We start from the raw sequence: 23,053 nt of genomic DNA on the forward strand, positions 1-23,053 counted from the left end.
GCGCCAGAGCCCTGTTTGATTCAAATTTTCCGGTTGAGCCCCGCCATGTCCATGACCCCCCAGGAGATCGTCTCCGAACTCGACCGCCACATCGTCGGCCAGCAGGCGGCCAAGCGCGCCGTCGCCATTGCGCTGCGCAACCGCTGGCGCCGCCAGCAGGTCGATGAAAAGCTGCGCACCGAGATCACGCCCAAGAACATCCTGATGATCGGCCCCACCGGCGTGGGCAAGACCGAGATCGCGCGGCGCCTGGCGCGGCTGGCCAATGCGCCCTTCATCAAGGTCGAGGCCACCAAGTTCACCGAAGTGGGTTATGTCGGCAAGGACGTGGACTCCATCATCCGCGACCTGGCCGAGATGGCCGTGAAGCAAGCGAGAGAGCAGGCCATGCGCCAGCACCGCACGCGCGCCGAGGACCTGGCCGAAGACCGCATCCTCGACGTGCTGCTGCCCCCCGCGCGCAACGCCGACGGCAGCAACGCCCTCAGCGAGGGCGGCGCTGCGCGCCAGGCCTTCCGCAAGAAGCTGCGCGAGCACCAGCTGGACGACAAGGAAATCGAGCTGGAGCTGCAACAGCCCGCGCCCACCATGGAAATCATGGGCCCGCCCGGCATGGAGGAAATGGCCGAGCAGCTCAAGGGCATGCTGGGCAACCTGAACGCCGGCCGGCGCAAGATGCGCCGCGTCAAGATCGGCGAGGCCATGCGGCTGCTGGTGGACGAGGAGGCCGGCAAGCTGGTCAACGAGGACGAAATCCGCCTGCAGGCGCTGCACAACCTGGAGCAGAACGGCATCGTCTTCATCGATGAGATCGACAAGGTCGCCTCGCGCACCGAAAGCGGCAGCAGTGCCGACGTGTCGCGCCAGGGCGTGCAGCGCGACCTGCTGCCGCTGGTCGAAGGCACCACCGTCAACACCAAGTACGGCATGGTCAAAACCGACCACATCCTGTTCATTGTCTCGGGCGCCTTTCACCTGGCCAAGCCCAGCGACCTGATCCCCGAGTTGCAGGGGCGCCTGCCGATCCGCGTCGAGCTCGATTCGCTCTCGGTCGAGGACTTCAAGGCCATTCTCACGCAAACCGACGCCAGCCTGGTGCGCCAGGTCCAGGCCCTGCTGGCCACCGAGGGCGTGACGCTGCAGTTCAGCGACGACGGCATCGCGCGCCTGGCGCAAATCGCCTGCGACGTGAACGAGCGCACCGAGAACATCGGCGCGCGCCGCCTGTCCACCGTGATGGAGCGCCTGCTCGACGAGGTCAGCTTCGACGCCACGCGCCTGGAGGGCCAGCAGGTGCACATCGACGCCGCCTACGTCGATGCGCGCCTCGCCGACGTCAGCCGCGACGAAGACCTGTCGCGCTACATCCTCTGACGCACCCTTGACCCACGGGTCTTGAGTCGCCCCCGCCCGATCGCGGGGTCTTGGTGCTGGCTCGACCCGGCCGCGCGCCACGGCCGCTGTGCACAAATTCACGGCAAGCGCGGGCGCGTGAATCCGGTGGCGGCGACCTGCACCGGGGAAATCACTTTGATAGTTTGAGCTAAGTCCCTAATTTCAAAGAAATTTTGTCTCGAATCTCTGGTGAAAAAACCAGCTAAGGTCTTGATTTCATTGAAAAAATGTGTGCATCCCTTGTTTCCGCCTCGGGTTTCCTGCTACAGTGCAAAAAAGTGCAATTAAGTGGTGAGAAGTGCCGTCACCACCGGGTTTTGATCGTTGCGGCAGGGAAATCGCGTGTTTCAAGGGGCTTCATCGCTGAGTCTGGATGCCAAGGGGCGGCTGTCCGTGCCGACCCGGCATCGTGACGTCCTGCTCGCGACGACCCAGGGACAGCTGACGATCACCAAGCACCCGCACGGCTGCCTGATGGTGTTCCCGCGCCCCGAGTGGGAAAAATTTCGCGACCGCATCGCCCAGTTGCCCATGTCGGCCCAGTGGTGGAAGCGCATCTTCCTGGGCAACGCGATGGACGTGGAGCTGGACGGCACCGGCCGCGTGCTGGTGTCGCCCGAGCTGCGCGCCGCCGCGGGCCTGGTGCGCGAGACCATGCTGCTGGGCATGGGCGATCACTTCGAGCTGTGGGACAAGGCCGCCTACGAGGCCAAGGAAGCCGAGGCGATGCAGGAGCCCATGCCGGCGGCGTTCGAGGATTTTGCGTTTTGAAGGCCGGGCGGTGAACACATGGTCGCACACCACGGTCTTGCTCCACGAAGCGGTCGAAGCCCTGATCGCCGATGCGCAGGGCTGCTACGTGGATGCCACCTTCGGGCGCGGCGGGCACAGCCGCGCCATCTTGCAGCGGCTGGCTGCGGCGGGGCGCCTGGTTGCGTTCGACAAGGATCCCGAGGCGCTGGCCGAGGCCGCGCGCATCACGGACGCGCGGTTTTCGATTCGACATCAAGGCTTTGCGAGCCTGGGCGAGCTGCCACCCGCCAGTGCGGCGGGGGTCCTGCTGGACCTGGGCATCAGCTCGCCGCAGATCGACAACCCCGAGCGGGGTTTTTCTTTTCGTGCCGACGGCCCGCTGGACATGCGCATGGACCCCACGCGGGGCCAGAGCGCGGCCGACTGGCTGGCGGCGGCATCCCAGCAACAGATCGCGGAGGTGATTCGTGACTACGGCGAAGAACGGTTTGCTGTCGCCATTGCAAAGGCGATTGTCGCGCGTCGGCAAACGGGTCATCCCCTGGCCCGCACCCTGGAGCTCGCCGAGCTCGTCGCCGGCGCGGTCCGCACTCGCGAGCCGGGGCAACACCCGGCGACCCGGACATTCCAGGCTGTTCGGATTTTCGTCAACGCCGAGCTTGAAGAGCTCGAGCAGGCGCTAGAGGCCAGCCTTCATGTCCTGCAACCCGGGGGGCGCCTGGTGGTGATCAGTTTTCACTCGCTGGAAGACCGCATCGTCAAGCAATTCATCGCGCGCCATTCGCGCGCGGTGGTGGATCGCCGTGCGCCCTTTGCCGAGCCGGCGCCCACCCTGCTGCGCGCGCTGGCACGCGTGCGCCCCGGCGCTGCCGAGGTCACCGCCAACCCGCGCGCGCGCAGCGCCATCATGCGGGTGGCCGAGCGCACGGAGGTGGCGGCGCGGGTGAACCCCGAGCCGACGCCGGGCCGTCCCAAGTCGGCGAGCGCCCCCTCGGGGGGCAGCGCAGCACGCGCAGCGGCGAAGCGTGGGGGCCCGGTGTCATGACCCGGTTGTCGATTGTTCTGCTGGCCGCGGTGATGTTCTCGGCCATGTATCTGGTGCGCGTGCAGTACGAGTCGCGCCATCTGTTCACCGAGATCGAGCGGGCCCGGGCCGAGGCACGCACGCTGGAGACCCAGCGCCGCCAGCTCGAGGTGGAAAAGCGCGCCCAGGCCACCTCCCTGCGGGTGGAAAAGCTGGCGCAGGAAAAACTGGCCATGCGTCCCGTCACGCCGGCCATCACCGAATACGTCACCGCGCACGCGCAGGCCGCCGTGGCCTCGGGCGCCCGCGAGGAGCGCGCGCGATGAAAAGCATTCGCTACACCTCCAGCCCGCTGCTGGCATCCAAGACGCCCATGTGGCGCAGCAAGTTCGTCGTGGCAGCGCTGGCGCTGGCCTTCATCGGCCTGACCGCGCGCGCGGCCTACGTGCAGGTGTTCGACAACGCCTTCTTCCAGCGCCAGGGCGACCGGCGCGTGCTGCGCACGCTGGAGCTGCCGGCCAGCCGCGGGCGCATCTTCGATCGCAACGGGCTGCTGCTGGCGTCCAGCGTGGTGGCGCCCAGCATCTGGGCCATTCCGGATGAAGTCAAGGCAGACGATGCCGAACTGCGCAAGCTGGCCAAGCTGCTGGGCCTGCCCCTGGCCGATCTCAAGCACAAGCTGGGCGAGGAAGACAAGAGCTTTGTCTGGCTCAAGCGCCTGGTCGACCAGCCGGTGGCGCAGCAGATCGCCGACATGAAGATTCCCGGCATCCACCAGCGCAAGGAGTACAAGCGCAAGTACCCCGAGGGCGAGGCTGCCGCGCACGTGGTCGGCTTCACCGACGTGGAGAACAAGGGCATCGAGGGCGCCGAGCGCTCGTTCGACAAGCTGCTGGCCGGCCGCGAGGGGTCGCGTCGCGTCATCAAGGACCGGCTGGGCCATGCGGTAGAGGAAGTCGGCGAGGAAGTGCCCCCCGTGGACGGGCAGGACATTCAGCTGTCGATCGATTCCAAGATCCAGTTCTTCGCCTACCAGAAGCTGCGCGACGCGGTGATCGCCAACAAGGCCAAGACCGGCAGCGTGGTGGTGCTCGACACGGCCACGGGCGAGGTGCTGGCGCTGGCCAACTACCCCAGCTACGTGCCCGACGACCGCAAGAACCTGTCGGGCCCGCAGCTGCGCAACATCGCCGTCACCGACACCTTCGAGCCCGGCTCGGTGATGAAGCCCATCACGGTGGCGACCGCGCTGGAGCTCGGCCGGGTTACGCCGCAAACCGTGATCCAGACCGGGCCGGGCAGCTACCAGCTGGACAAGTTCACCGTGCGCGACACGCACAACTACGGCGCGCTCACGGTGGAGGGCGTGATCCAGAAGTCCAGCAACATCGGCGCCCTCAAGATCGCGCAAAGGCTCAGCGCCAAGGAGATGTGGGATGTCTACACCTCACTGGGCTACGGGCGCAAGCCGGACCTGACCTTCCCCGGCGCGGCCACCGGGCGCCTGCGCCCCTGGAAGAGCTGGAAGCCGATCGAGCAGTCCACCATGGCCTACGGCTACGGCCTGTCGGCCTCGCTGTTCCAGATGGCGCATTCCTATACCGCGTTTGCGCACGACGGCGTGGTGATCCCGGCCACCCTGCTGCGCAGCCCCGACGGCCAGCCGGTGCAGGGCGTGAAGATCTTTTCCGAGAAGACCGCGCGCTCGGTGCGCAAGATGCTGCAAATGGCCGCCGGTCCCGGCGGCACGGGCCAGCGCGCGCAAACGGTGGGCTACTCGGTGGGCGGCAAGTCGGGCACGGCGCGCAAGCAGCAGGGCAAGGGCTACGCCGCCGGCAAGTACCGGGCCTGGTTTGCCGGCATGGCGCCCATCGAGCAGCCGCGCGTGATCGTGGCGGTGATGGTCGATGAACCCAGCGCCGGCACGTTCTACGGCGGCGCGGTGGCCGCGCCCGTGTTCAGCGAGGTGGTGCAGCAAACGCTGCGCGTGATGGGCGTGGCGCCGGACATGGCGGTCAAGCCCGAGATCGTCACCGAACAGGTGCAGGAGTCCTTTTGATGACCCGGCTGGCCACGCCCCAGGACGCCGCGCTCTGGCTGCACCAGCGCGTGCGTGGGGCCCTGCACACCGACAGCCGGCAGGTCACGGCCGGCGACGGCTTCATCGCCTGGCCGGGCGCCGCCACGGACGGGCGCCGCTTTGTGGCCGGCGCGCTGGCGCAGGGCGCCACGGCCTGCCTGATCGAGCAGGACGGGGCCGAGGCCTTCGGTTTCGACGACGCCGCCATCGCCACCTACGGCGCGCTCAAGGCCGCCAGCGGGCCGATCGCTGCGGCCTACTACGAGCAGCCCTCGCAGGCGCTGTCGGTGGTGGCCATCACCGGCACCAACGGCAAGACCTCGTCGGCCTGGTGGCTGGCCTGGGCACTATCAAAATTGCAGCTGCCTGCGCTGTCCCCGAGCGCGCTGGTGGGCACTTTGGGTATTGGCATGCCGGGCGCCCTGAAAGCCACCGGACTGACCACGCCCGACCCCGTGCTGCTGCAACAGAACCTGCGCGCCTTCGTCGACGGTGGCGTCAAGTCCTGCGTGATGGAGGCGTCTTCCATCGGCATCGCCGAGCACCGGCTGGACGGCACCGCGGTGCGCGTGGCGGTATTCACCAACCTCACGCAAGACCACCTGGACTACCACGGCAGCATCGACGCCTACTGGGCCGCCAAGGCGGCGCTGTTTGCCTGGCCGGGCCTGCAGGCGGCGGTCATCAACATCGACGATCCGCGCGGCGCACAGTTGGCCGAGCACACCCGCGCGCGCGGGCTGGACGTGTGGACGGTGTCGCTGCGCCAGCCGGCGCGCGTGCAGGCGCAGGACGTGGGTTACGGCGCGCACGGCCTGCGCTGGAAGCTGCGCGAAGGCGCGCAGGCCATGGTCATGGACACCGCCCTGGTGGGCGAATACAACATCTCCAATCTGCTGGGCGTGATCGCCGCTCTGCGCGCGCTGGGCGTGCCCCTGGCCGATGCGGCGCGGGTCTGCGCCGATCTGCCGCCGGTGCCCGGCCGCATGGAGCGCGTGACCTCGGCCGGCAGCGTGCCCGCCCCGCTGGTGGTGGTGGACTACGCGCACACGCCCGACGCGCTGGAAAAGGCCCTGGCCGCCTTGCGCCCGCTGGCGGCCCAGCGCGGCGGCCGCTTGTGCTGCGTGTTTGGCTGCGGTGGCAACCGCGACGCCGGCAAGCGCCCGCTGATGGGCGCCGCCGCCCAGGCCGGCGCCGACACCGTGGTCGTGACCAGCGACAATCCGCGCCTTGAGCTGCCCGAGACCATCATCGAGGACATTTGCCGCGGCCTCACGCCAGCCGGCGCGGTGCACGTCGAGGCCGACCGCGCGCGCGCCATCCGCGCTGCGATCGAGCAGGCGGACGCCCACGACGTGGTGCTGATCGCCGGCAAGGGCCACGAGGACTACCAGGACGCGGGCGGCGTCAAGACGCCGTTTTCCGATCAGGCGCATGCGCGCCAGGCCCTGGCCGATCGCGTCGCAGCGGGGGCCGCGGCATGAGCGCGCCGGGCCGTTCCCAAGCGCGAAATCCCGCAGCGCGCAGCGCGGAGGGTAGCCCAGTGAGCGCCGCCATGCAGTGGCCCTTGGCCGACGCCGCGCGCGCCGTGCCGCAGGCCCGCGTGCTGGGCGATGGCGCGGTGCGCATCGATCGCGTGCACACCGACACCCGCAGCGTGCAGCCCGGGGACCTGTTCGTCGCCCTGAGGGGCGAGCGTTTCGACGCCACGCAGTTTCTGGGCGAAGCCGCAGCCAAGGGCGCCGTCGCCGTGCTGTGCGACGCCACCGCCGAACCGGCGCTGGCCGCCTGCGGGCTGCCGGGCATCCTGGTGCCGGACGCCCGCAGGGCCCTGGGCGAGCTGGCGCAGGCCTGGCGCCAGCGCTTCACCGGCCCGCTGATCGCCGTCACCGGCAGCAACGGCAAGACCACCGTCACGCAAATGATTGCGGCCATCCTGCGCGCGGGGCAGGGCGACGCGGCGCTGGCCACCGAGGGCAACTTCAACAACGACATCGGTTTGCCGCTGACCTTGCTGCGCCTGCGGCCCGAACATCGCGTGGCCGTGGTCGAGCTTGGCATGAACCACCCCGGCGAGATTGCGCAACTGGCCGGCATTGCGCAGCCCACGGTGGCGCTGGTCAACAACGCCCAACGCGAGCACCAGGAGTTCATGGCCTCGGTCGAGGCGGTGGCGCGCGAAAACGGCGCCGTGCTGCAAGCCCTGGGGGCCGGCGGGATCGCGGTGTTTCCGGCGGGCGATCCGCACACGCCCTTGTGGCAAGCCTTGGCCGGCGCGCGTGTGCAGCGGCTGTTTGGCGAGGCGGCGCAAGGTGCGACGGTGACGCTGAGGAGCGCTCAGTGGCAGCAGGACGCGTGGCAGGCGAGCGCGCTCACGCCCGCGGGCGAGGTGGCCTTCCGGCTGCACGTCGCCGGGCGCCACAACCTGAACAACGCGCTGGCCGCGCTGGCCTGCGCTGATGCGGCGGGCGTGCCGGCGGCGGCCATGGCCCAGGGCCTGGGGGCATTCCGGCCGGTGCGCGGGCGCTCGCGCACCGTGCTGCTGCGCCGCGGTGCGCGCACCGTCACGCTGATCGACGACAGCTACAACGCCAACCCGGACTCGGTGCGCGCCCTGATCGACGTGCTGGCCGAGTTGCCCGGCCCGCGCCTGCTGGTGCTGGGCGACATGGGCGAGGTGGGCGAGCAGGGGCCGGCGTTTCACGCCGAGGTCGGTGCCTATGCGCGCCAGCGCGGCATCGAGCACCTGCTGGCCCACGGCCCGCTGGCCATTCATGCGGCGATGGCCTTCGGCGGCAGCCACTTCGACACCATCGAGGCCCTGCAGGCGGCCGTGCGCACGCATCTGGCGGGGTGCCAGTCGGTGGCGGTGAAAGGCTCGCGCTTCATGCGCATGGAGCGCGTGGTCGAGGCGCTGACCCGGGTTTCGGACTCGGCCAAGGAGGGCGCCCATGCTGCTTGAGTTGGCCGCCTGGCTGCAAAAGCTCTCGCCCGAGCTCGGATTTTTCCGGGTGTTTCAGTACATCACCTTTCGCGCGGTGATGGCGGCGATGACGGCGCTGCTGATCGGCATTGGCGCGGGTCCGTGGGTGATCCGCAAGCTGACGGCGCTGAAGATCGGCCAACCGGTGCGCGGCTACGGCATGCAGACGCATCTGGTCAAGAGCGGCACGCCCACCATGGGCGGCGTGCTGATCCTGATCGCCATCGCGGTGTCGGTGCTGCTGTGGGCCGACTGGTCCAACCGCTTCATCTGGATCGTGATGGTGGTCACCCTGGGCTTTGGCGCAATCGGCTGGGTGGACGACTGGCGCAAGGTGGTGCGCAAGGACCCCGAGGGCATGCGCTCGCGCGACAAGTATTTCTGGCAGTCGCTCATCGGCGGCGTGGCCGCGCTGTACCTGGTGTTTGCGATCTCGGAGAACACCAACGCGCGCGTGTTCGAGCTGTTCGTGGCCTGGATCCGATCGGGCTTCTCGGTCGAGCTGCCGCACGCGGCCGGCCTGCTGGTGCCCTTCTTCAAGGAGGTCAGCTACCCGCTGGGCGTGCTGGGTTTCGTGATCCTGAGCTACCTGGTCATCGTTGGCTCCAGCAATGCCGTCAACCTGACCGACGGGCTGGACGGCCTGGCCATCATGCCGGTGATCATGGTGGGCTCGGCGCTGGGCATCTTTGCGTACGTGACCGGCAACGCGTTCTACGCCAGGTACCTGCTGTTTCCGCACATCCCCGGCACGGGCGAGTTGCTGATCTTCTGCGCCGCCATGGCGGGCGCGGGCCTGGCTTTTCTTTGGTTCAACGCGCATCCGGCGCAGGTGTTCATGGGCGACGTCGGCGCGCTGGCGCTGGGCGGCGCCTTGGGCACCATCGCCGTCATCGTGCGCCAGGAAATCGTGCTGGCCGTCATGGGCGGCATCTTCGTGGTCGAGGCCATCTCGGTCATGGCCCAGGTCACCTGGTTCAAGTTCACCAAGCGGCGCTACGGCGAGGGCCGGCGCCTGCTCAAGATGGCGCCGCTGCACCACCACTTCGAGAAAAGCGGTTGGGCCGAGACCCAGGTGGTGGTGCGCTTCTGGATCATCACCATGCTGCTGTGCCTGGTGGGTCTTTCGTCGTTGAAGCTGAGGTAGCGCGATGATGGGCCTGTTCAACGATCTGCACGTGCTGGTTCTGGGCCTGGGCCAGTCGGGCCTGGCCATGGCCCGCTGGTGCGTGGGCCAGGGCGCGCGCGTGACCGTGGCCGACACGCGCGAGCAGCCGCCTCAACTGGCCGCGCTGCGCGAGGCGGCGCGCGAGGCCCGCTTCGTGTCCGGGCCGCTGGGCGCCGCCTTGCTCGACGATGCGACGCTGCGCGCCGTCTACCGCAGCCCCGGCCTGCTGCCGGCCGAGGTGGCCGATCTGATCGCGGCCGCGCAGGCGCGCGCGCTGCCGGTGGGCGGCGAGCTGGATTTGTTCACCCAGGCGCTGGCACAGCTCAAGGCCGAGCAGGGCTACGCGCCGCAGATCGCCGCCATCACCGGCACCAACGGCAAGACCACCGTGACCGCACTCACCGGCCAGCTCATCGAGCGCGCCGGCAAGTCGGTGGCGGTGGCCGGCAACATCGGCCCCAGCCTGCTCGACACGCTGCAACAGCACCTGGACGCGCAAAGCCTGCCCGACGTCTGGGTGCTGGAGCTCTCCAGCTTCCAGCTGGACGCCGCGCACGGCTTCGAGCCCACGGTGGCGACGGTGCTGAACCTGACGCAAGACCACCTCGACTGGCACGGCGACATGGACGCCTATGCGGCGGCCAAGGCCCGCGTGTTCGGCCAGACGGGCGTGATGGTGCTCAACCGCGACGATGCGCGTGTGGCCGCCATGCGACCGCCCGTGCCGGCCAAGCCCGCCAAGGGACCGCGCCCGCCGGTGCGGTCGGTCATCACGTTTGGCGGCGGCATGCCCGCCGAGCCGGGCGATTTCGGCATCGAGGTGGTGGGCGGCATGGCCTGGCTGGTGCGCGCGCTGGAGGCCGACGAAACCCAGCGCCGGCGCAAGGACGCCGAAGTCGAGCTGCACCTGCAGCGCCTGATGCCGGCCGATGCGCTGCGCATTCGCGGGCGGCACAACGCCGTCAATGCGCTGGCGGCGCTGGCGCTGGCCATGGGCTGCGGCTGCGCGCTGGGCCCCATGCTCTACGGCCTGCGCGAATACCGCGGCGAGCCGCACCGGGTCGAATCCATCGGCGTGCTGAACGCGGTCGAATACTTTGACGACAGCAAGGGCACCAACGTGGGTGCCACCGTGGCCGCACTGCAAGGCCTGGGCGCCGAGCGCCGCGTGGTGGTCATCTTGGGCGGCGAGGGCAAGGGGCAGGATTTCACGCCGCTGGCCGAGCCGGTGCGGCGCTTTGCGCGCGCGGTGGTGCTGATCGGGCGCGACGGCCCGTTGATCGGTCAGTCGCTGCAGGCGGTGGGCGTGCCGGTGCGTTCGGCCGCCACCCTGGACGAGGCGGTTGCGCTGGCCCGGGAGCTGGCGCAGTCCGGCGATGCGGTGCTGCTGTCGCCTGCCTGCGCGAGCTTCGACATGTTCCGCAATTACGAGCATCGCGCGCAAGTGTTTCGCGAGGCCGTGCAAGCGCTGGCCCGCGCCGCCGGCAGCGAACTGGAGACCCTGGCATGAACGCCGCAAGCAAGGCCCTGGATGGCCTCACCGGCGGCAAGCGCCGGCGCGCTGCCGCCAAGCGCGAGGGCGAGCTGCCCGTGCGCATCAGCGGCAGCGAATACGCGCGCACCACCGCCACGCCCTCGCGCGTGCTCGGCTTCGACCAGGCCCTGATCTGGGCCTGCGTGGCACTGCTGGCCTTTGGCCTGGTGATGGTGTATTCGGCCAGCATCGCGCTGCCCGACAACCCGCGCTTTGCGCGCTACAGCGCCAGCTACTTCGTGGTGCGTCACGCCACCTGGATCGGTCTGTCGCTGCTGACGGCCCTGATTGCCTTCCAGGTGCGCATGGACTGGTGGGAGCGCATGGCGCCGTGGCTGTTCGTGGTCACGCTGGTCTTGCTGAGCGCGGTGCTGATCCCGCACGTGGGCATCGTGGTCAACGGCGCGCGGCGCTGGATCGGGTTTGGGCCGGCCAACTTCCAGCCCTCGGAGCTGGCCAAGATCGCCATCCTGCTCTATGCCGCCGGCTACATGGTGCGCAAGATGGAGGTCAAGGAGCGCTTTTTCCGCGCCGTGCTGCCCATGGCCATCGCCGTGGCCGTGGTGGGCTCGCTGCTGCTGGCGCAGCCGGACATGGGCGCTTTCATGGTGATCGCCGTCATCGCCATGGGCATCCTGTTTCTGGGCGGGGTCAACGCGCGCATGTTCTTCCTGATCGCCACCATCCTGGTGGTGGCATTCGCCATGATGATCTGGGCCTCGCCGTGGCGGCGCGAGCGCATCTTTGCGTATCTCGATCCGTTCAGCGAGGACCACGCGCTGGGCAAGGGCTACCAGCTCTCGCACGCGCTGATCGCCATCGGCCGTGGCGAAATTTTTGGCGTCGGCTTGGGCGGCAGCATCGAGAAGCTGCACTGGCTGCCCGAAGCGCACACCGACTTTCTGCTGGCCGTGATCGGCGAAGAATTCGGCCTGGTCGGCCTGGTCTGCGTGATCGTGCTGTTTTTGTGGCTCACGCGCCGCATCATGCACATCGGCCGCCAGGCCATCGCGCTGGACCGCGTGTTCTCGGGCCTGGTGGCGCAGGGCGTGGGCCTGTGGCTGGGCTTTCAGGCGTTCATCAACATTGGCGTCAATCTGGGTGCGCTGCCCACCAAGGGCCTGACGCTGCCCTTCATGAGCTACGGCGGCTCGGCCATCATGGCCAACATGGTGGCCATCGCCATCGTGATGCGGGTGGATGCTGAAAACCGCGAATTGATGAGAGGGGGTCGCGCTTGACGCAACCCTGCGCTTTGGTCATGGCTGGCGGCACGGGGGGGCACATCTTCCCCGGCCTGGCGGTGGCCGACGCACTGCGCACGCGCGGCTGGCGCGTGCACTGGCTGGGCGCGCCCGGCAGCATGGAGCAGCAACTGGTGCCCCCGCGCGGCTTTCCGTTCGAGGCCATCGACTTCGGCGGCGTGCGGGGCAAGAGCCTGGCCACGCTGGTGTTGCTGCCGCTGCGCCTGCTGCGCGCGTTCGGGCAAAGCATCCAGGTGATCCGCCGCGTCAAGCCCGACGTGCTGGTGGGCCTGGGCGGCTACATCACCTTCCCCGGCGGCTTGATGGGCGTGGCCCTGGGCAAGCCGCTGGTGCTGCACGAGCAGAACTCGGTGGCCGGGCTGGCCAACAAGGTGCTGGCGGGCATTGCCGACCGGGTGTTCACCGCCTTTCCGGGTGTGCTGGCCAAGGCGCGGCGCGTGCAGTGCGTGGGCAACCCCTTGCGCGAAGCGTTCACGCAGGTGCCTGCACCCGAGCAACGCTTTGCCGGCCGTGGCGGGCCCTTGCGCCTGCTGGTGGTGGGCGGCAGCCTGGGCGCGCAGGCGCTCAACGACGTGGTGCCCAAGGCCTTGGCGATGCTGCCGGCCGATCAACGCCCGCTTGTCACACACCAAAGCGGCGCCCGGCAGATCGACGCCTTGCGCGCCAACTATCAAGCCGCCGGTGTGGGGGCCGAACTCGCGCCCTTCATCGACGACATGGCGCGCGCCTATGCCGAAGCCGACCTGGTGATCTGCCGCGCCGGCGCGACGACGGTGACCGAGATTGCCGCCATTGGCGCGGCCGCGCTGTTCGTGCCCTTTCCGCATGCGGTGGACGACCATCAGACCAGCAATGCGCGCTTTCTGGTGGATGCGGGCGCCGCCTGGCTCGTGCAACAGGCCGACCTGACCCCCGAGGTATTGACACATTTGCTCCAAAAAATGGAGCGTTCTGCGCTGTTGCAGCGGGCGCTGAAGGCCAAATCCATGCAAAAACTGACCGCCACGCGCGAGATCGTGGCCGCCTGCGAGGAGCTGGCTGCATGAAGCACGCCATTCGCCACATCCACTTCGTCGGCATTGGCGGCTCGGGCATGAGCGGCATCGCCGAGGTGCTGCACAACCTGGGCTACCAGGTCTCGGGCTCCGATCTGGCCGACAGCGCCGTGCTGCGCCGCCTGGCCGGCACCGGCATCCGCACCTTCGTCGGGCACGCGGCCGAGCACGCGGCGGGCGCCGATGCGGTGGTCACCTCCACCGCGGTCAAGGCCGACAACCCCGAGGTGCTGGCCGCGCGCGCGCGCCACATCCCGGTGGTTCCGCGCGCCATCATGCTGGCCGAGCTGATGCGTCTCAAGCAAGGCATCGCGATTGCCGGCACCCATGGCAAGACGACGACCACCAGCCTGGTGGCCAGCGTGCTGGCCGAGGCCGGTCTGGACCCCACCTTCGTGATCGGCGGGCGTCTGAACAGCGCCGGCACCAACGCCCGCCTGGGCGCGGGCGACTACATCGTGGTGGAGGCCGACGAGTCCGATGCGTCCTTCCTCAACCTGTCGCCCGTGATGGCGGTGGTCACCAACATCGACGCCGACCACATGGAGACCTATGGGCACGACTTTGCCCGGCTGGAAAAGGCCTTCGTCGATTTCCTGGCGCGCCTGCCCTTCTACGGCACCGCCATCTTGTGTGTCGAAAGCCCGGCGGTGCGCGAGATCATCGAGCAGGTCACCAGCCCCATCACCACCTATGGCTTCGGCGAGCAGGCGCAGGTGCGCGCGGTCGATGTGCGCGCCGTGGCCGGGCAGATGCACTTCACCGTGCAGCGGCGCAACGGCGTGCAGTTGCCCGACCTGCCCATCGTGCTGAACCTGGCGGGCGAGCACAACGTGCTCAACGCCCTGTCGGCCATTGCGGTTGCGGTCGAGCTGAACATTCCCGACGAGAAGGTGCAAAAGGCTTTGGCCGAATTCACCGGCGTGGGCCGGCGCTTCCAGCGCTACGGCGAGTTGCCGGCGCCGGGTGGCGGGCATTTCACCCTGATCGACGACTACGGCCACCACCCGGTCGAGATGGCGGCCACGCTGGCGGCCGCGCGCGGCGCCTTTCCGGGGCGGCGCCTGGTGCTGGCCTTCCAGCCGCACCGCTACACCCGCACGCGCGACTGTTTCGACGATTTCGTGCAGGTCATCGGCCGGGCCGATGCCGTGGTGTTGACCGAGGTCTATGCCGCGGGCGAGGAGCCGATCGTGGCCGCCGACGGCCGCGCGCTGGCGCGCGCGTTGCGCGTGGCGGGCAAGGTCGAGCCGGTGTTCGTGCCGGATGTGGGCGATCTGCCGAGCCAGCTCGTCGAGCAACTGCGCGACGGCGATGTGGTGATGTGCATGGGCGCGGGCTCGATCGGCGGCATACCGGCAAAAATGGTTGATTTGCTACAAAAATCTGAGCATAATCCGGACTGAGCTCAAGCACCATGCAGCAACCCAAGCTTCAATTCGGAAAAGTGGCCGTGCTGATGGGCGGACGGTCGGCGGAACGCGAGGTTTCGCTGATGTCCGGCCAGGGGGTTCTGACGGCGCTTCGCGCCCGTGGCGTCGATGCGCACGCCTTCGATCCGGCCGAGCAGCCGATGGACGAATTGCGCCGCCAGGGATTCGCGCGCTGCTTCATCGCGCTGCATGGTCGCTACGGCGAAGACGGCACGGTGCAGGGGGCGCTGGAGCTGCTGGGCATCCCGTACACGGGCTCGGGCGTGATGGCGTCGAGCATCGCCATGGACAAGGTCATGACCAAGCGCGTGTGGCTGGCCGATGGCCTGCCCACGCCCCGCCACGTGTGCCTGGCGCCCGACCGCCAGCAACCCGAGGTGGTGCGCGCGGTGCCCGACGAGCTGGGCCTGCCGCTCATCGTCAAGCCACCGCGCGAGGGCTCGTCCATCGGCGTGACCAAGGTGCGCGGCTACTCCGACATGCAAGACGCCGTGGCCTTGTCGGTGCGCTACGACCCCGACGTGCTGTGCGAGGAGTTCATCGAGGGTGAGGAGGTGACCTGCCCGGTGCTGGGCGCCGGCATGCACGCCCGCGTGCTGCCCGTCATCCGCATCGTCGCGCCCGAGGGGGCCTACAACTATCAGAACAAGTACTTCACCGATGACGTCAAGTACCAGGTGCCCAGCGGCCTGCCCGCCGCCGAGGAGCGCGAGATCCAGCGCATCGTGCTGCAGGCCTACCGCACCCTGGGCTGCCGCGGCTGGGGCCGCGCCGATCTGATGATCCGCGCCAGCGACCGCAAGCCCTTCCTGCTCGAGATGAACACCTCGCCGGGCATGACCAGCCATTCGCTGGTGCCGATGGCGGCGCGGGCCGCGGGCATCAGCTACGAGGACCTGTGCTGGCAGTTGCTGGCCGACGCCGCGCTGGACTACGCCGGGCCGGGAGCGAAGCCATGAGCACGTCGATGACCCTGCCGTTCGACGTCCGGCTGATGAACTTCACCACCGCCGTGCTGGCCTCCGGCCTGTTGCTGGCCGCGGTGGCCGCCGGGCTGTGGTGGGTGCTGCGCAACCCCATGTTCACCATCGGCCAGATCACGGTGACCGGCGACACCCGGCACAACAGCGCCGCCAGCCTGCGCGCCGCGGTGGAGCCGCGCCTGAAGGGCAACTTCTTCACGCTCGATCTGGGCGCCGCGCAGGCGGCCTTCGAGCGGGCGCCCTGGGTGCGCAAGGCCATGGTGCGGCGCGAGTTTCCCAACCGCCTGACGGTGGACTTGCAGGAATACGTGCCTGTGGCGCAATGGGGCGAGGGCGACACCCACCTGATCGATGCCAAGGGACACGTGTTCGAGGTGAGCGACTTCGACAGCGACGAGTCCGATCTGCCGATGCTGATCGGCCCGGACGGGCAGGCCGACCAGGTGCTGGACATGTACCGCGCGCTCGATCCGCTGATCGAGCCCCTGGGCGTCGCCATCGCCACGCTCGAGCTGCAGCCGCGGGGCCACTGGCACGTGGTGCTGGACAGCGGCGCCGACATCGAATTGGGGCAGGGATCGCAGGCCGACCTGGTGGCGCGCCTGGCGCAGTTTGCCGGCACGGTCAAGGAAGTGGCGGCGCGCCATCAGCGAACCGTGGAGGCGGTGGAGACGGCGGACTTGCGCCATCCGGGGGGCTATGCGCTGCGCTTGCGCGGGGTCAGCACCACGCGCGCGGGCACCGCCGGCCCGGCCCCTCGCGGCACCCCGCGCCCAGCGCGTTGAAACACAAGAACACGAGAGCGACGGACAAGCAATGGCAAAAGAGTTCAAGGATCTGATCGTCGGGCTGGACATCGGCACCGCCAAGATCATGGTGGTGGTGGCCGAGGTGCTGCCCGGGGGCGATCTGCGTCTGGCCGGCCTGGGGGGCGCGCCCAGCAACGGCCTCAAGCGCGGCGTGGTGGTCAACATCGATGCCACCGTTTCCAGCATCCAGCAGGCGCTGAAGGAAGCCGAGCTGATGGCCGACTGCAAGATCGGCCGCGTCTACACCGGCATCACCGGCAGCCACATCCGCGGCATCAATTCCAGCGGCATGGTGGCCGTGCGCAGCAAGGAGGTCTCGCCCGCCGACGTGATGCACGTGGTGGAAACGGCCAAGGCCATCAACATCTCCAGCGACCAGCGCCTGCTGCTGGTGGAGCCGCAGGAATTCATCATCGACGGCCAGGACGTGCGCGAGCCGGTGGGCATGAGCGGCATGCGGCTGGAGGCCAAGGTGCACATCGTCACCGGCGCGCAGAGCGCGGCCGAGAACATCGTCAAGTGCGTGCGCCGCTGCGGGCTGGAGGTCGATCAGCTGCTGCTCAATCCGCTGGCATCCAGCCACGCCGTGCTGACCGACGACGAACGTGAGCTGGGCGTGGTGTGCGTGGACATCGGTGCCGGGACGACGGACGTGGCCATCTTCACCGGTGGCTCGATCCGGCACACCGCGGTGGTGCCGATCGCGGGCGATCTGATCACCAGCGACATCGCCATGGCGCTGCGCACGCCCACCATGGACGCCGAGGACATCAAGGTGGCGCACGGTTGCGCCAAGCAGCTGCTGGCCGACCCCGACACCCAGGTCGAGGTGCCGGGCCTGGGCGACCGCACGCCGCGCATGCTCAGCAAGCAGGCGCTGGCCGGCGTGATCGAGCCGCGCGTGGAAGAAATCTTCTCGCTCGTGCAGCAGGTCGTGCGCGAGTCGGGCTTCGAGGAAATCCTGTCCTCCGGCGTGGTGCTGACGGGTGGCAGCTCGGTCATGCCCGGCATGATCGAGCTGGGCGAGGACATCTTTCTCAAGCCCGTGCGCCGCGGCGTGCCCAAGTACTCGCGCGCGCTGTCCGACATGGTGGCCCAGCCGCGCGCGGCCACCGTGATGGGCTTGCTGGAGGAGGCGCGCCTGGCCCGCCTGCGCGGCTTCAAGGCGGCGCAGAAGACCAGCGGCGTCAAGTCCGCCTTCGGCCGCTTCAAGGAATTCATCGTGGGGAACTTCTGACCATGCACCACCTGGCCCGACGCGCCCTGCTGCGCCCCATTCCCCCGCCAGCGCACGCCACCGGGCGGCCGCCCTGATCGGCGGCGCGCCACACCGGCATTTATCGCATCGATTGGTATTTCATTCAAAAAAAGAGTCGTTTCATTCCAGGCAACTGCAGGCACGTATAGGAGTACATCATGAGCATCGAAATGATTGAGACCGAGGCGTTCAACTCGGGCACCCAGATCAAGGTTATTGGCGTGGGAGGTGGCGGCGGCAACGCGGTCGACCACATGATCGACCGCCATGTGCAGGGCGTCGAGTTCATCTGCGCCAACACCGATGCTCAGGCGCTCTCGCGCGTGCTGGCGCAATCGGTCATCCAGCTGGGCAGCTCGGGCCTGGGCGCTGGCAGCAAGCCCGACAAGGGGCGCGAGGCCGCCGAGGCCGCCGCCGACGAGATCCGCCAGGCCATCCGCGGCGCCCACATGCTGTTCATCACCGCGGGCATGGGCGGCGGCACCGGTACCGGCGCTGCGCCGGTGATCGCGCGCATCGCCAAGGACATGGGCATTCTCACCGTCGGCGTGGTCACCAAGCCCTTCGACTGGGAGGGGGGCCGCCGCATGACCAACGCCGAAACCGGCCTGGCCGAGCTGGAGGCCAACGTCGACTCGCTGATCGTGGTGCTGAACGAAAAGCTGCTCGAAGTGCTGGGCGATGACATCACCCAGGACGAGGCCTTTGCCCACGCCAACGACGTGCTCAAGAACGCCGTGGGCGGCATCGCCGAGATCATCAACGACTACGGCCATGTCAACGTGGACTTCGAGGACGTGCGCACCGTGATGGGTGAGCCCGGCAAGGCCATGATGGGCACGGCCACCGCCAGCGGTCCCGACCGCGCGCGCATCGCCGCCGAACAGGCCGTGGCCTGCCCGCTGCTGGAGGGCATCGACCTGTCGGGCGCCAAGGGCGTGCTGGTGCTGATCACCGCGGCCAAGGGCAGTTTCAAGCTGAGCGAGTCCAAGGCAGCCATGGAGACCATCCGCGCCTACGCTTCGGACCAGGCCCATGTCGTCTACGGCGCCGCCTATGACGATGCGCTGGGCGACGAACTGCGCGTCACCGTGGTGGCGACCGGCCTGTCGCGCCAGGGCGCGGGTCGCCGCCAGCCCATCACCGTGGTGCAAGGCGGTCTGCGCACCGGCACCGACAACCAGTTCTACGCCCAGGCTGCGGTCGACGGCTCGTCGCTGGGCGCCAGCCGCCCGGCCATGGGCCAGGCCAGCTACGACCCGGCCATCGTGCCCAAGGTGTGGACCTCGCCGCGCAACATCGACCGCACCCACGCGGCCGCGCGCGTCGACGCCCTGTCCTCGGGTGGCATGGACGACTTCGAGATCCCGGCCTTCCTGCGCAAGCAGGCGGATTAAACGTTCGCCCCCAGTCTCCACTCGCTGCGCGATGTTGCGCCCGGTGCTCGCCGCCAGAGGCGGCGGCCCTTCGGTCTGTCCAGACCTGCGCAGGCAGGTCTGGAGCCGCAGACCTCAGCCCCCGTCCGGGGGGCATCGCCAGTGGCCGGGGGGACCCCGGCCACGGCGATCGCTGGCCTGGCCTGCTCCGCGGCCATTTGGCTCTTTGGGTTTCATGCCCTGCGGGTGGCGTGCAGCGCATGGGTCACTAAAATAATGCCCCTATGCTTGCGCAACGCACCCTCAAGTCCCTGACGCGCGCCGTCGGCGTGGGGCTGCACAGCGGCGAGCGGGTCGAGCTGACCTTGCGGCCCGCGCCGGTGGACACGGGCATCGTTTTTCGCCGCATCGACTTGCCGCAGCCGGTCGATCTGCCGGTCAACGCGCTGGCGGTCACCGACACCCGCCTGGCGTCCACGCTCACCCGTGGCGACGTCAAGGTGCGCACGGTCGAGCACCTGATGTCGGCCTGCGCTGGCCTGGGGTTGGACAACCTGTTCATCGACATCACGGCCGAGGAAGTGCCCATTCTCGACGGGTCGGCGTCGTCTTTCGTCTATTTGCTGCAAAGCGCAGGCATCGAGGTGCAAGGCGCGCCCAAGAAGTTCCTGCGCGTGCTGCAACCTGTCGAAGTGCGCGAGGGCGAGGGCGAGCAGCTCAAATGGGCGCGCGTCGATCCCCATCACGGCTTCACGCTCAGCTTCGAGATCGACTTTCATCACCCCGCGGTTGATTCCACCGGCCAGCGCGTCGAGTTCGACATGGGCTCGGGACGCTACAGCCGCGACATCGCCCGCGCGCGCACCTTCGCCTTCTCGCGCGACGTGGAGATGATGCGCGCCAATGGCCTGGCGCTGGGCGGTGGACTGGACAACGCAATCGTCATGGACGACACCAAGGTGCTCAACGCCGACGGCTTGCGCTATGCCGAGGAATTCGCCAAGCACAAGATGCTGGACGCGATTGGGGATCTGTACTGCGTGGGCCACCCCATGCTGGCGGCCTACAGCGCCTTTCGCTCGGGTCATGCCCTCAACAACCGCCTGTTGCGCGAGCTGCTGGCACGCACCGAGGCGTGGGAGCTGGTCAGCTTCGACAACGAGCGCCAGGCCCCGGCCGGGTTCGCCCAGTTGGCGCGGGCCTGGTAGTACTCTTGCGCCGGCCGCTGGCCGCAGCAAGTCAGCCGCCATTCCAACCCGTACCGCTGCCTGCGACCTTCCATGATGCCGCTCGACCTTCCTCTCTTGCACGCGCGTCTGGCCGCCTCGGTGCCGCTGGTTCAGTGCATCACCAACACCGTGGTGCAGCAGTTCAGCGCCAACGTGCTGCTGGCGGCCGGAGCAGCGCCAGCGATGATCGACCATGAGGCCGACAGCGCGCAGTTCGCCGCCATGGCGGACGCGCTCCTGATCAATCTGGGCACGGCCAGCAACCATCAACTGCTGGCCGCGGATGCCGCCATCAGCGTCGCCACCGAAATCGGCAAGCCCTGGGTGCTGGACCCGGTGAGCGTGGGCGTGGTGGATTTCCGCAGCATCAAGATCCGGCAGGCTGCCGCCTCGCGCCCGACGGTGGTGCGCGGCAATGCATCGGAAGTGGCGGCGTTGGCCGGGGCGGGCGCCGGCGGGCGGGGCGTCGATTCCACCGACGCGGTGGACGCCGTGCTGCCCGCGGCCATCCGACTGGCGCAGGCCACGGGCGGTGTTGTCGCCGTGTCGGGCGCGCGCGATGCCGTGGTCGCGGTACACGGCGCCCAAGTGCAGATCGCGCGCATCGGCGGCGGCCACGCGCTGATGCCGAAGGTGGTGGGCACGGGCTGCGCGCTGGGGTCGCTGGTGGCGGCCTACCTGGCGGCCGGGCGGGAGCCGGGCACTGCGCGGCTGGCGGGCGACTTCGCGGCCACGGTGGCCGCGCACGCGCACTTTGCGCTGGCAGGCTTGGCGGCCGGTGCGCAGGCCGCGGGGCCCGGCAGCTTTCAGGTGGCGTTCATCGATGCCTTGCATGCGCTGACGTCGGCCGATCTGGCGCGGGCCGACGTGCAGCTCGAGACGCGCGCGCTCTGATTTGGTCACGCCATGGACGCGCGCTGGAGCGGGATCGACCCCCGCCTGTACTTCGTCACCGACACGGGGCTGTGCCAGCGCGCCGGACGCAGCGTGGCGCAGACGGCAGCCCTGGCGGTGGCCGGCGGCGCGGGCATCGTGCAGGTGCGCGACAAGACGCTTGGCGACGCGGACTTTCTGGCGCTGACACGCCAGGTGCTGGCGGCGGTGACATCGATCACGCGTGGTACGGGGCGGCGCGTGCCGGTGTTCGTCAACGACCGGGTGGCCGTGGCGCGCACCTTGCTGGATGAGGGTGCGGACGTTCATATCCATGTCGGGCAGGACGATTGGCCGGTGGCCGAGGTGCGGCGCGTGCTGGGCCCGCATGTTTTGATCGGCTTGTCGGCGGCGACGCTCCGCGACTGCGCCGCGGCGCGGGCCGGCGGTCGGGTCGATCTGATCGGCATCTCACCCGCCTTCGATACCGCCACCAAGCGGGACGCGGGTGCTGGCCTTGGCGTGGACGGCGTGCGCGCACTGGCGACGCAGGCCGGACTGCCTTGCGTGGCCATTGGCGGCATCGACGAAGCGCGCGCCGCGCTGCTGCGCAGCACGGGCGTGATCGGCATCTGCGTGGTGTCGGCGATCTGCCGGGCGGGCGATCCGCAGGCGGCCGCGCGTCAACTCCTGGCAGCGTTTGCAGGGCCTTGCGCCTGAGACTGGACGCGGGCAGCGCGTCGGCATTCGTCGGGCGTCATGCCCGTCCAGAGGTGGAAGGCGCGCGCAAAGCTCTTGTCGTTGCCAAAGCCCACCTCGCGGGCGATCTGCTTGATGGGGCGCTGGCTGCGCTGCAGCAGTTCGAGCGCGCGTGTGCGACGCTGTTCATCCTTGATGGATTGCAAGGCCATGCCCTCGCTTGCCAGTTGCCGGTGCAGGCTGCGTGGCGAGAGCGCCAGCGCGGCGGCCAGCGATTCGGCCGTGTGCGCCAGGTCGTCCTGCAGCAGGTGGCGCACCCGCATGGCCAGCAGACGGTCCCGCCGATAGGGTCGTACCATCAGCGGCAGGGCGCGCCGCAGCATCTGCTCGAGTGCGGCGCCATCGCGGCGCAAGGGCAAGTCCAGGTAGCGCGCGTCAAAACGCAGGCTGGCCGCGGGAGCATCAAACACCACCGGGCCCGGGAACAACCTCGCGTAGACCTGGGCGTGGGGCGGCGCGGCAAACGGGAACTCGGCGGCTTGCAGCGGAATGCGCGAGTCGATCCACCAGCAGGCCAGGCCGTGCACGTTGCGCAGCAGCGAAAGCAGGGCGAATTCGCGCGGGGCGCTGGCGCACAAGCGCTCGTCGATGCGCACGCTGGCGTGCAGGTCCGTTGCCGCGATGGTCAGCCGCACGTCGTCGGTCAGCAGGCCATGGTGACGGCACCACAGCGCCAAGGCCGCGCCCAGCGTGGGCGCGCCCATGCTGGCGCGCGCCAGCATGCCGTAGCTGCCCCAGGGCAGGCGGCGGCGAAACCAGCCGGGAGCCTCATCGTCCAATTCCTGCATGGCGGCAAAGCACAGCCGCTCGAACTGCAGGGCGCTGACGTGCCCGGCTTCGAGCCCAGCGCCCCCTCCCGTGGATAACGCGATTTGCGCCTTGGCCAGGGCGGATGCTGCACTCAGACCGCGTTGCGCGTAAGCTTGCACGACGGCCCCAACAAAGGCCGCGGGGGTGCCCGATTGCGTCGACAAGCCCCGGGCGAGCGCAAACGATTGGGATGACGACATGGAAGTTGGCTGGATTTGCAACCATTTTGTCATTTCAGCCCGGGCTGCCGCGGCGTAAGCTGCGCC

20 protein-coding genes are annotated in these 23,053 nt (G+C 69.0%); 19 read left to right on the top strand and 1 reads right to left on the bottom strand.

The window, feature by feature from the left end:
• The first annotated feature begins 45 nt into the window (after window positions 1-45).
• From hslU to thiE, 19 genes are all read left to right on the top strand, one after another.
• Window positions 46-1,374 (top strand): ATP-dependent protease ATPase subunit HslU, encoded by a 1,329-nt coding sequence (gene hslU / locus U1F38_RS00230; RefSeq protein ID WP_409985044.1) that lies wholly within the window; start codon window positions 46-48, stop codon window positions 1,372-1,374.
• A gap of 363 nt (window positions 1,375-1,737) precedes the next feature.
• Entirely contained in the window at window positions 1,738-2,166 is a 429-nt protein-coding gene (gene mraZ / locus U1F38_RS00235) for a division/cell wall cluster transcriptional repressor MraZ (RefSeq protein WP_409985045.1), read from the top strand.
• A gap of 10 nt (window positions 2,167-2,176) precedes the next feature.
• Window positions 2,177-3,193 (top strand): 16S rRNA (cytosine(1402)-N(4))-methyltransferase RsmH, encoded by a 1,017-nt coding sequence (rsmH, locus tag U1F38_RS00240; protein WP_409985772.1) that lies wholly within the window; start codon window positions 2,177-2,179, stop codon window positions 3,191-3,193.
• Window positions 3,190-3,498: a cell division protein FtsL gene (gene ftsL / locus U1F38_RS00245; protein ID WP_409985046.1), complete on the top strand. Its 309-nt coding sequence runs from the start codon at window positions 3,190-3,192 to the stop codon at window positions 3,496-3,498. Before rsmH ends, ftsL begins: the two co-directional genes overlap by 4 nt.
• Window positions 3,495-5,231, top strand: coding sequence for a peptidoglycan D,D-transpeptidase FtsI family protein (locus tag U1F38_RS00250; RefSeq protein ID WP_409985047.1), 1,737 nt, complete (start codon window positions 3,495-3,497; stop codon window positions 5,229-5,231). The genes ftsL and U1F38_RS00250 overlap by 4 nt, the downstream gene beginning before the upstream one ends.
• Entirely contained in the window at window positions 5,231-6,736 is a 1,506-nt protein-coding gene (locus U1F38_RS00255) for a UDP-N-acetylmuramoyl-L-alanyl-D-glutamate--2,6-diaminopimelate ligase (protein ID WP_409985048.1), read from the top strand. The genes U1F38_RS00250 and U1F38_RS00255 overlap by 1 nt, the downstream gene beginning before the upstream one ends.
• Window positions 6,737-6,807: 71 nt before the next feature.
• The gene (murF, locus tag U1F38_RS00260) at window positions 6,808-8,214 is read left to right on the top strand and encodes a UDP-N-acetylmuramoyl-tripeptide--D-alanyl-D-alanine ligase (protein ID WP_409985049.1); all 1,407 of its coding nucleotides are present in this window, start codon (window positions 6,808-6,810) and stop codon (window positions 8,212-8,214) included.
• Entirely contained in the window at window positions 8,204-9,382 is a 1,179-nt protein-coding gene (mraY, locus tag U1F38_RS00265; protein WP_409985050.1) for a phospho-N-acetylmuramoyl-pentapeptide-transferase, read from the top strand. Before murF ends, mraY begins: the two co-directional genes overlap by 11 nt.
• 7 nt (window positions 9,383-9,389) lie before the next feature.
• Window positions 9,390-10,913, top strand: a complete 1,524-nt coding sequence (gene murD / locus U1F38_RS00270) for a UDP-N-acetylmuramoyl-L-alanine--D-glutamate ligase (RefSeq protein ID WP_409985773.1) — start codon at window positions 9,390-9,392, stop codon at window positions 10,911-10,913.
• Window positions 10,910-12,178, top strand: coding sequence for a putative lipid II flippase FtsW (ftsW, locus tag U1F38_RS00275; RefSeq protein WP_409985051.1), 1,269 nt, complete (start codon window positions 10,910-10,912; stop codon window positions 12,176-12,178). The genes murD and ftsW overlap by 4 nt, the downstream gene beginning before the upstream one ends.
• Window positions 12,175-13,248, top strand: a complete 1,074-nt coding sequence (gene murG / locus U1F38_RS00280; RefSeq protein ID WP_409985052.1) for an undecaprenyldiphospho-muramoylpentapeptide beta-N-acetylglucosaminyltransferase — start codon at window positions 12,175-12,177, stop codon at window positions 13,246-13,248. Before ftsW ends, murG begins: the two co-directional genes overlap by 4 nt.
• Entirely contained in the window at window positions 13,245-14,663 is a 1,419-nt protein-coding gene (gene murC / locus U1F38_RS00285) for a UDP-N-acetylmuramate--L-alanine ligase (protein WP_409985053.1), read from the top strand. Before murG ends, murC begins: the two co-directional genes overlap by 4 nt.
• An 11-nt stretch (window positions 14,664-14,674) precedes the next feature.
• Window positions 14,675-15,649, top strand: coding sequence for a D-alanine--D-alanine ligase (locus tag U1F38_RS00290; protein ID WP_409985054.1), 975 nt, complete (start codon window positions 14,675-14,677; stop codon window positions 15,647-15,649).
• The gene (locus tag U1F38_RS00295) at window positions 15,646-16,458 is read left to right on the top strand and encodes a cell division protein FtsQ/DivIB (RefSeq protein WP_409985055.1); all 813 of its coding nucleotides are present in this window, start codon (window positions 15,646-15,648) and stop codon (window positions 16,456-16,458) included. Before U1F38_RS00290 ends, U1F38_RS00295 begins: the two co-directional genes overlap by 4 nt.
• 31 nt (window positions 16,459-16,489) lie before the next feature.
• On the top strand, window positions 16,490-17,719 hold the full coding sequence (gene ftsA, locus U1F38_RS00300; protein ID WP_409985056.1) for a cell division protein FtsA: 1,230 nt from the start codon (window positions 16,490-16,492) through the stop codon (window positions 17,717-17,719).
• A gap of 179 nt (window positions 17,720-17,898) precedes the next feature.
• On the top strand, window positions 17,899-19,137 hold the full coding sequence (gene ftsZ / locus U1F38_RS00305) for a cell division protein FtsZ (protein WP_409985057.1): 1,239 nt from the start codon (window positions 17,899-17,901) through the stop codon (window positions 19,135-19,137).
• 263 nt (window positions 19,138-19,400) lie between these two features.
• The gene (gene lpxC / locus U1F38_RS00310) at window positions 19,401-20,324 is read left to right on the top strand and encodes a UDP-3-O-acyl-N-acetylglucosamine deacetylase (RefSeq protein ID WP_409985058.1); all 924 of its coding nucleotides are present in this window, start codon (window positions 19,401-19,403) and stop codon (window positions 20,322-20,324) included.
• 72 nt (window positions 20,325-20,396) lie between these two features.
• Window positions 20,397-21,239, top strand: a complete 843-nt coding sequence (gene thiM / locus U1F38_RS00315) for a hydroxyethylthiazole kinase (protein WP_409985059.1) — start codon at window positions 20,397-20,399, stop codon at window positions 21,237-21,239.
• Between the two features lie 12 nt (window positions 21,240-21,251).
• Complete coding sequence (gene thiE / locus U1F38_RS00320) at window positions 21,252-21,938, top strand: thiamine phosphate synthase (RefSeq protein WP_409985060.1); 687 nt, start codon at window positions 21,252-21,254, stop codon at window positions 21,936-21,938.
• On the opposite strand, the gene U1F38_RS00325 is transcribed toward thiE, so the two are convergent.
• The gene (locus U1F38_RS00325; RefSeq protein ID WP_409985061.1) at window positions 21,902-22,987 is read right to left on the bottom strand and encodes an AraC family transcriptional regulator; all 1,086 of its coding nucleotides are present in this window, start codon (window positions 22,985-22,987) and stop codon (window positions 21,902-21,904) included. The genes thiE and U1F38_RS00325 overlap by 37 nt on opposite strands.
• Window positions 22,988-23,053 lie beyond the last annotated feature (66 nt).

It is taken from the genome of Ottowia sp. (assembly GCF_046348305.1).
Lineage (GTDB): Bacteria > Pseudomonadota > Gammaproteobacteria > Burkholderiales > Burkholderiaceae_C > Ottowia.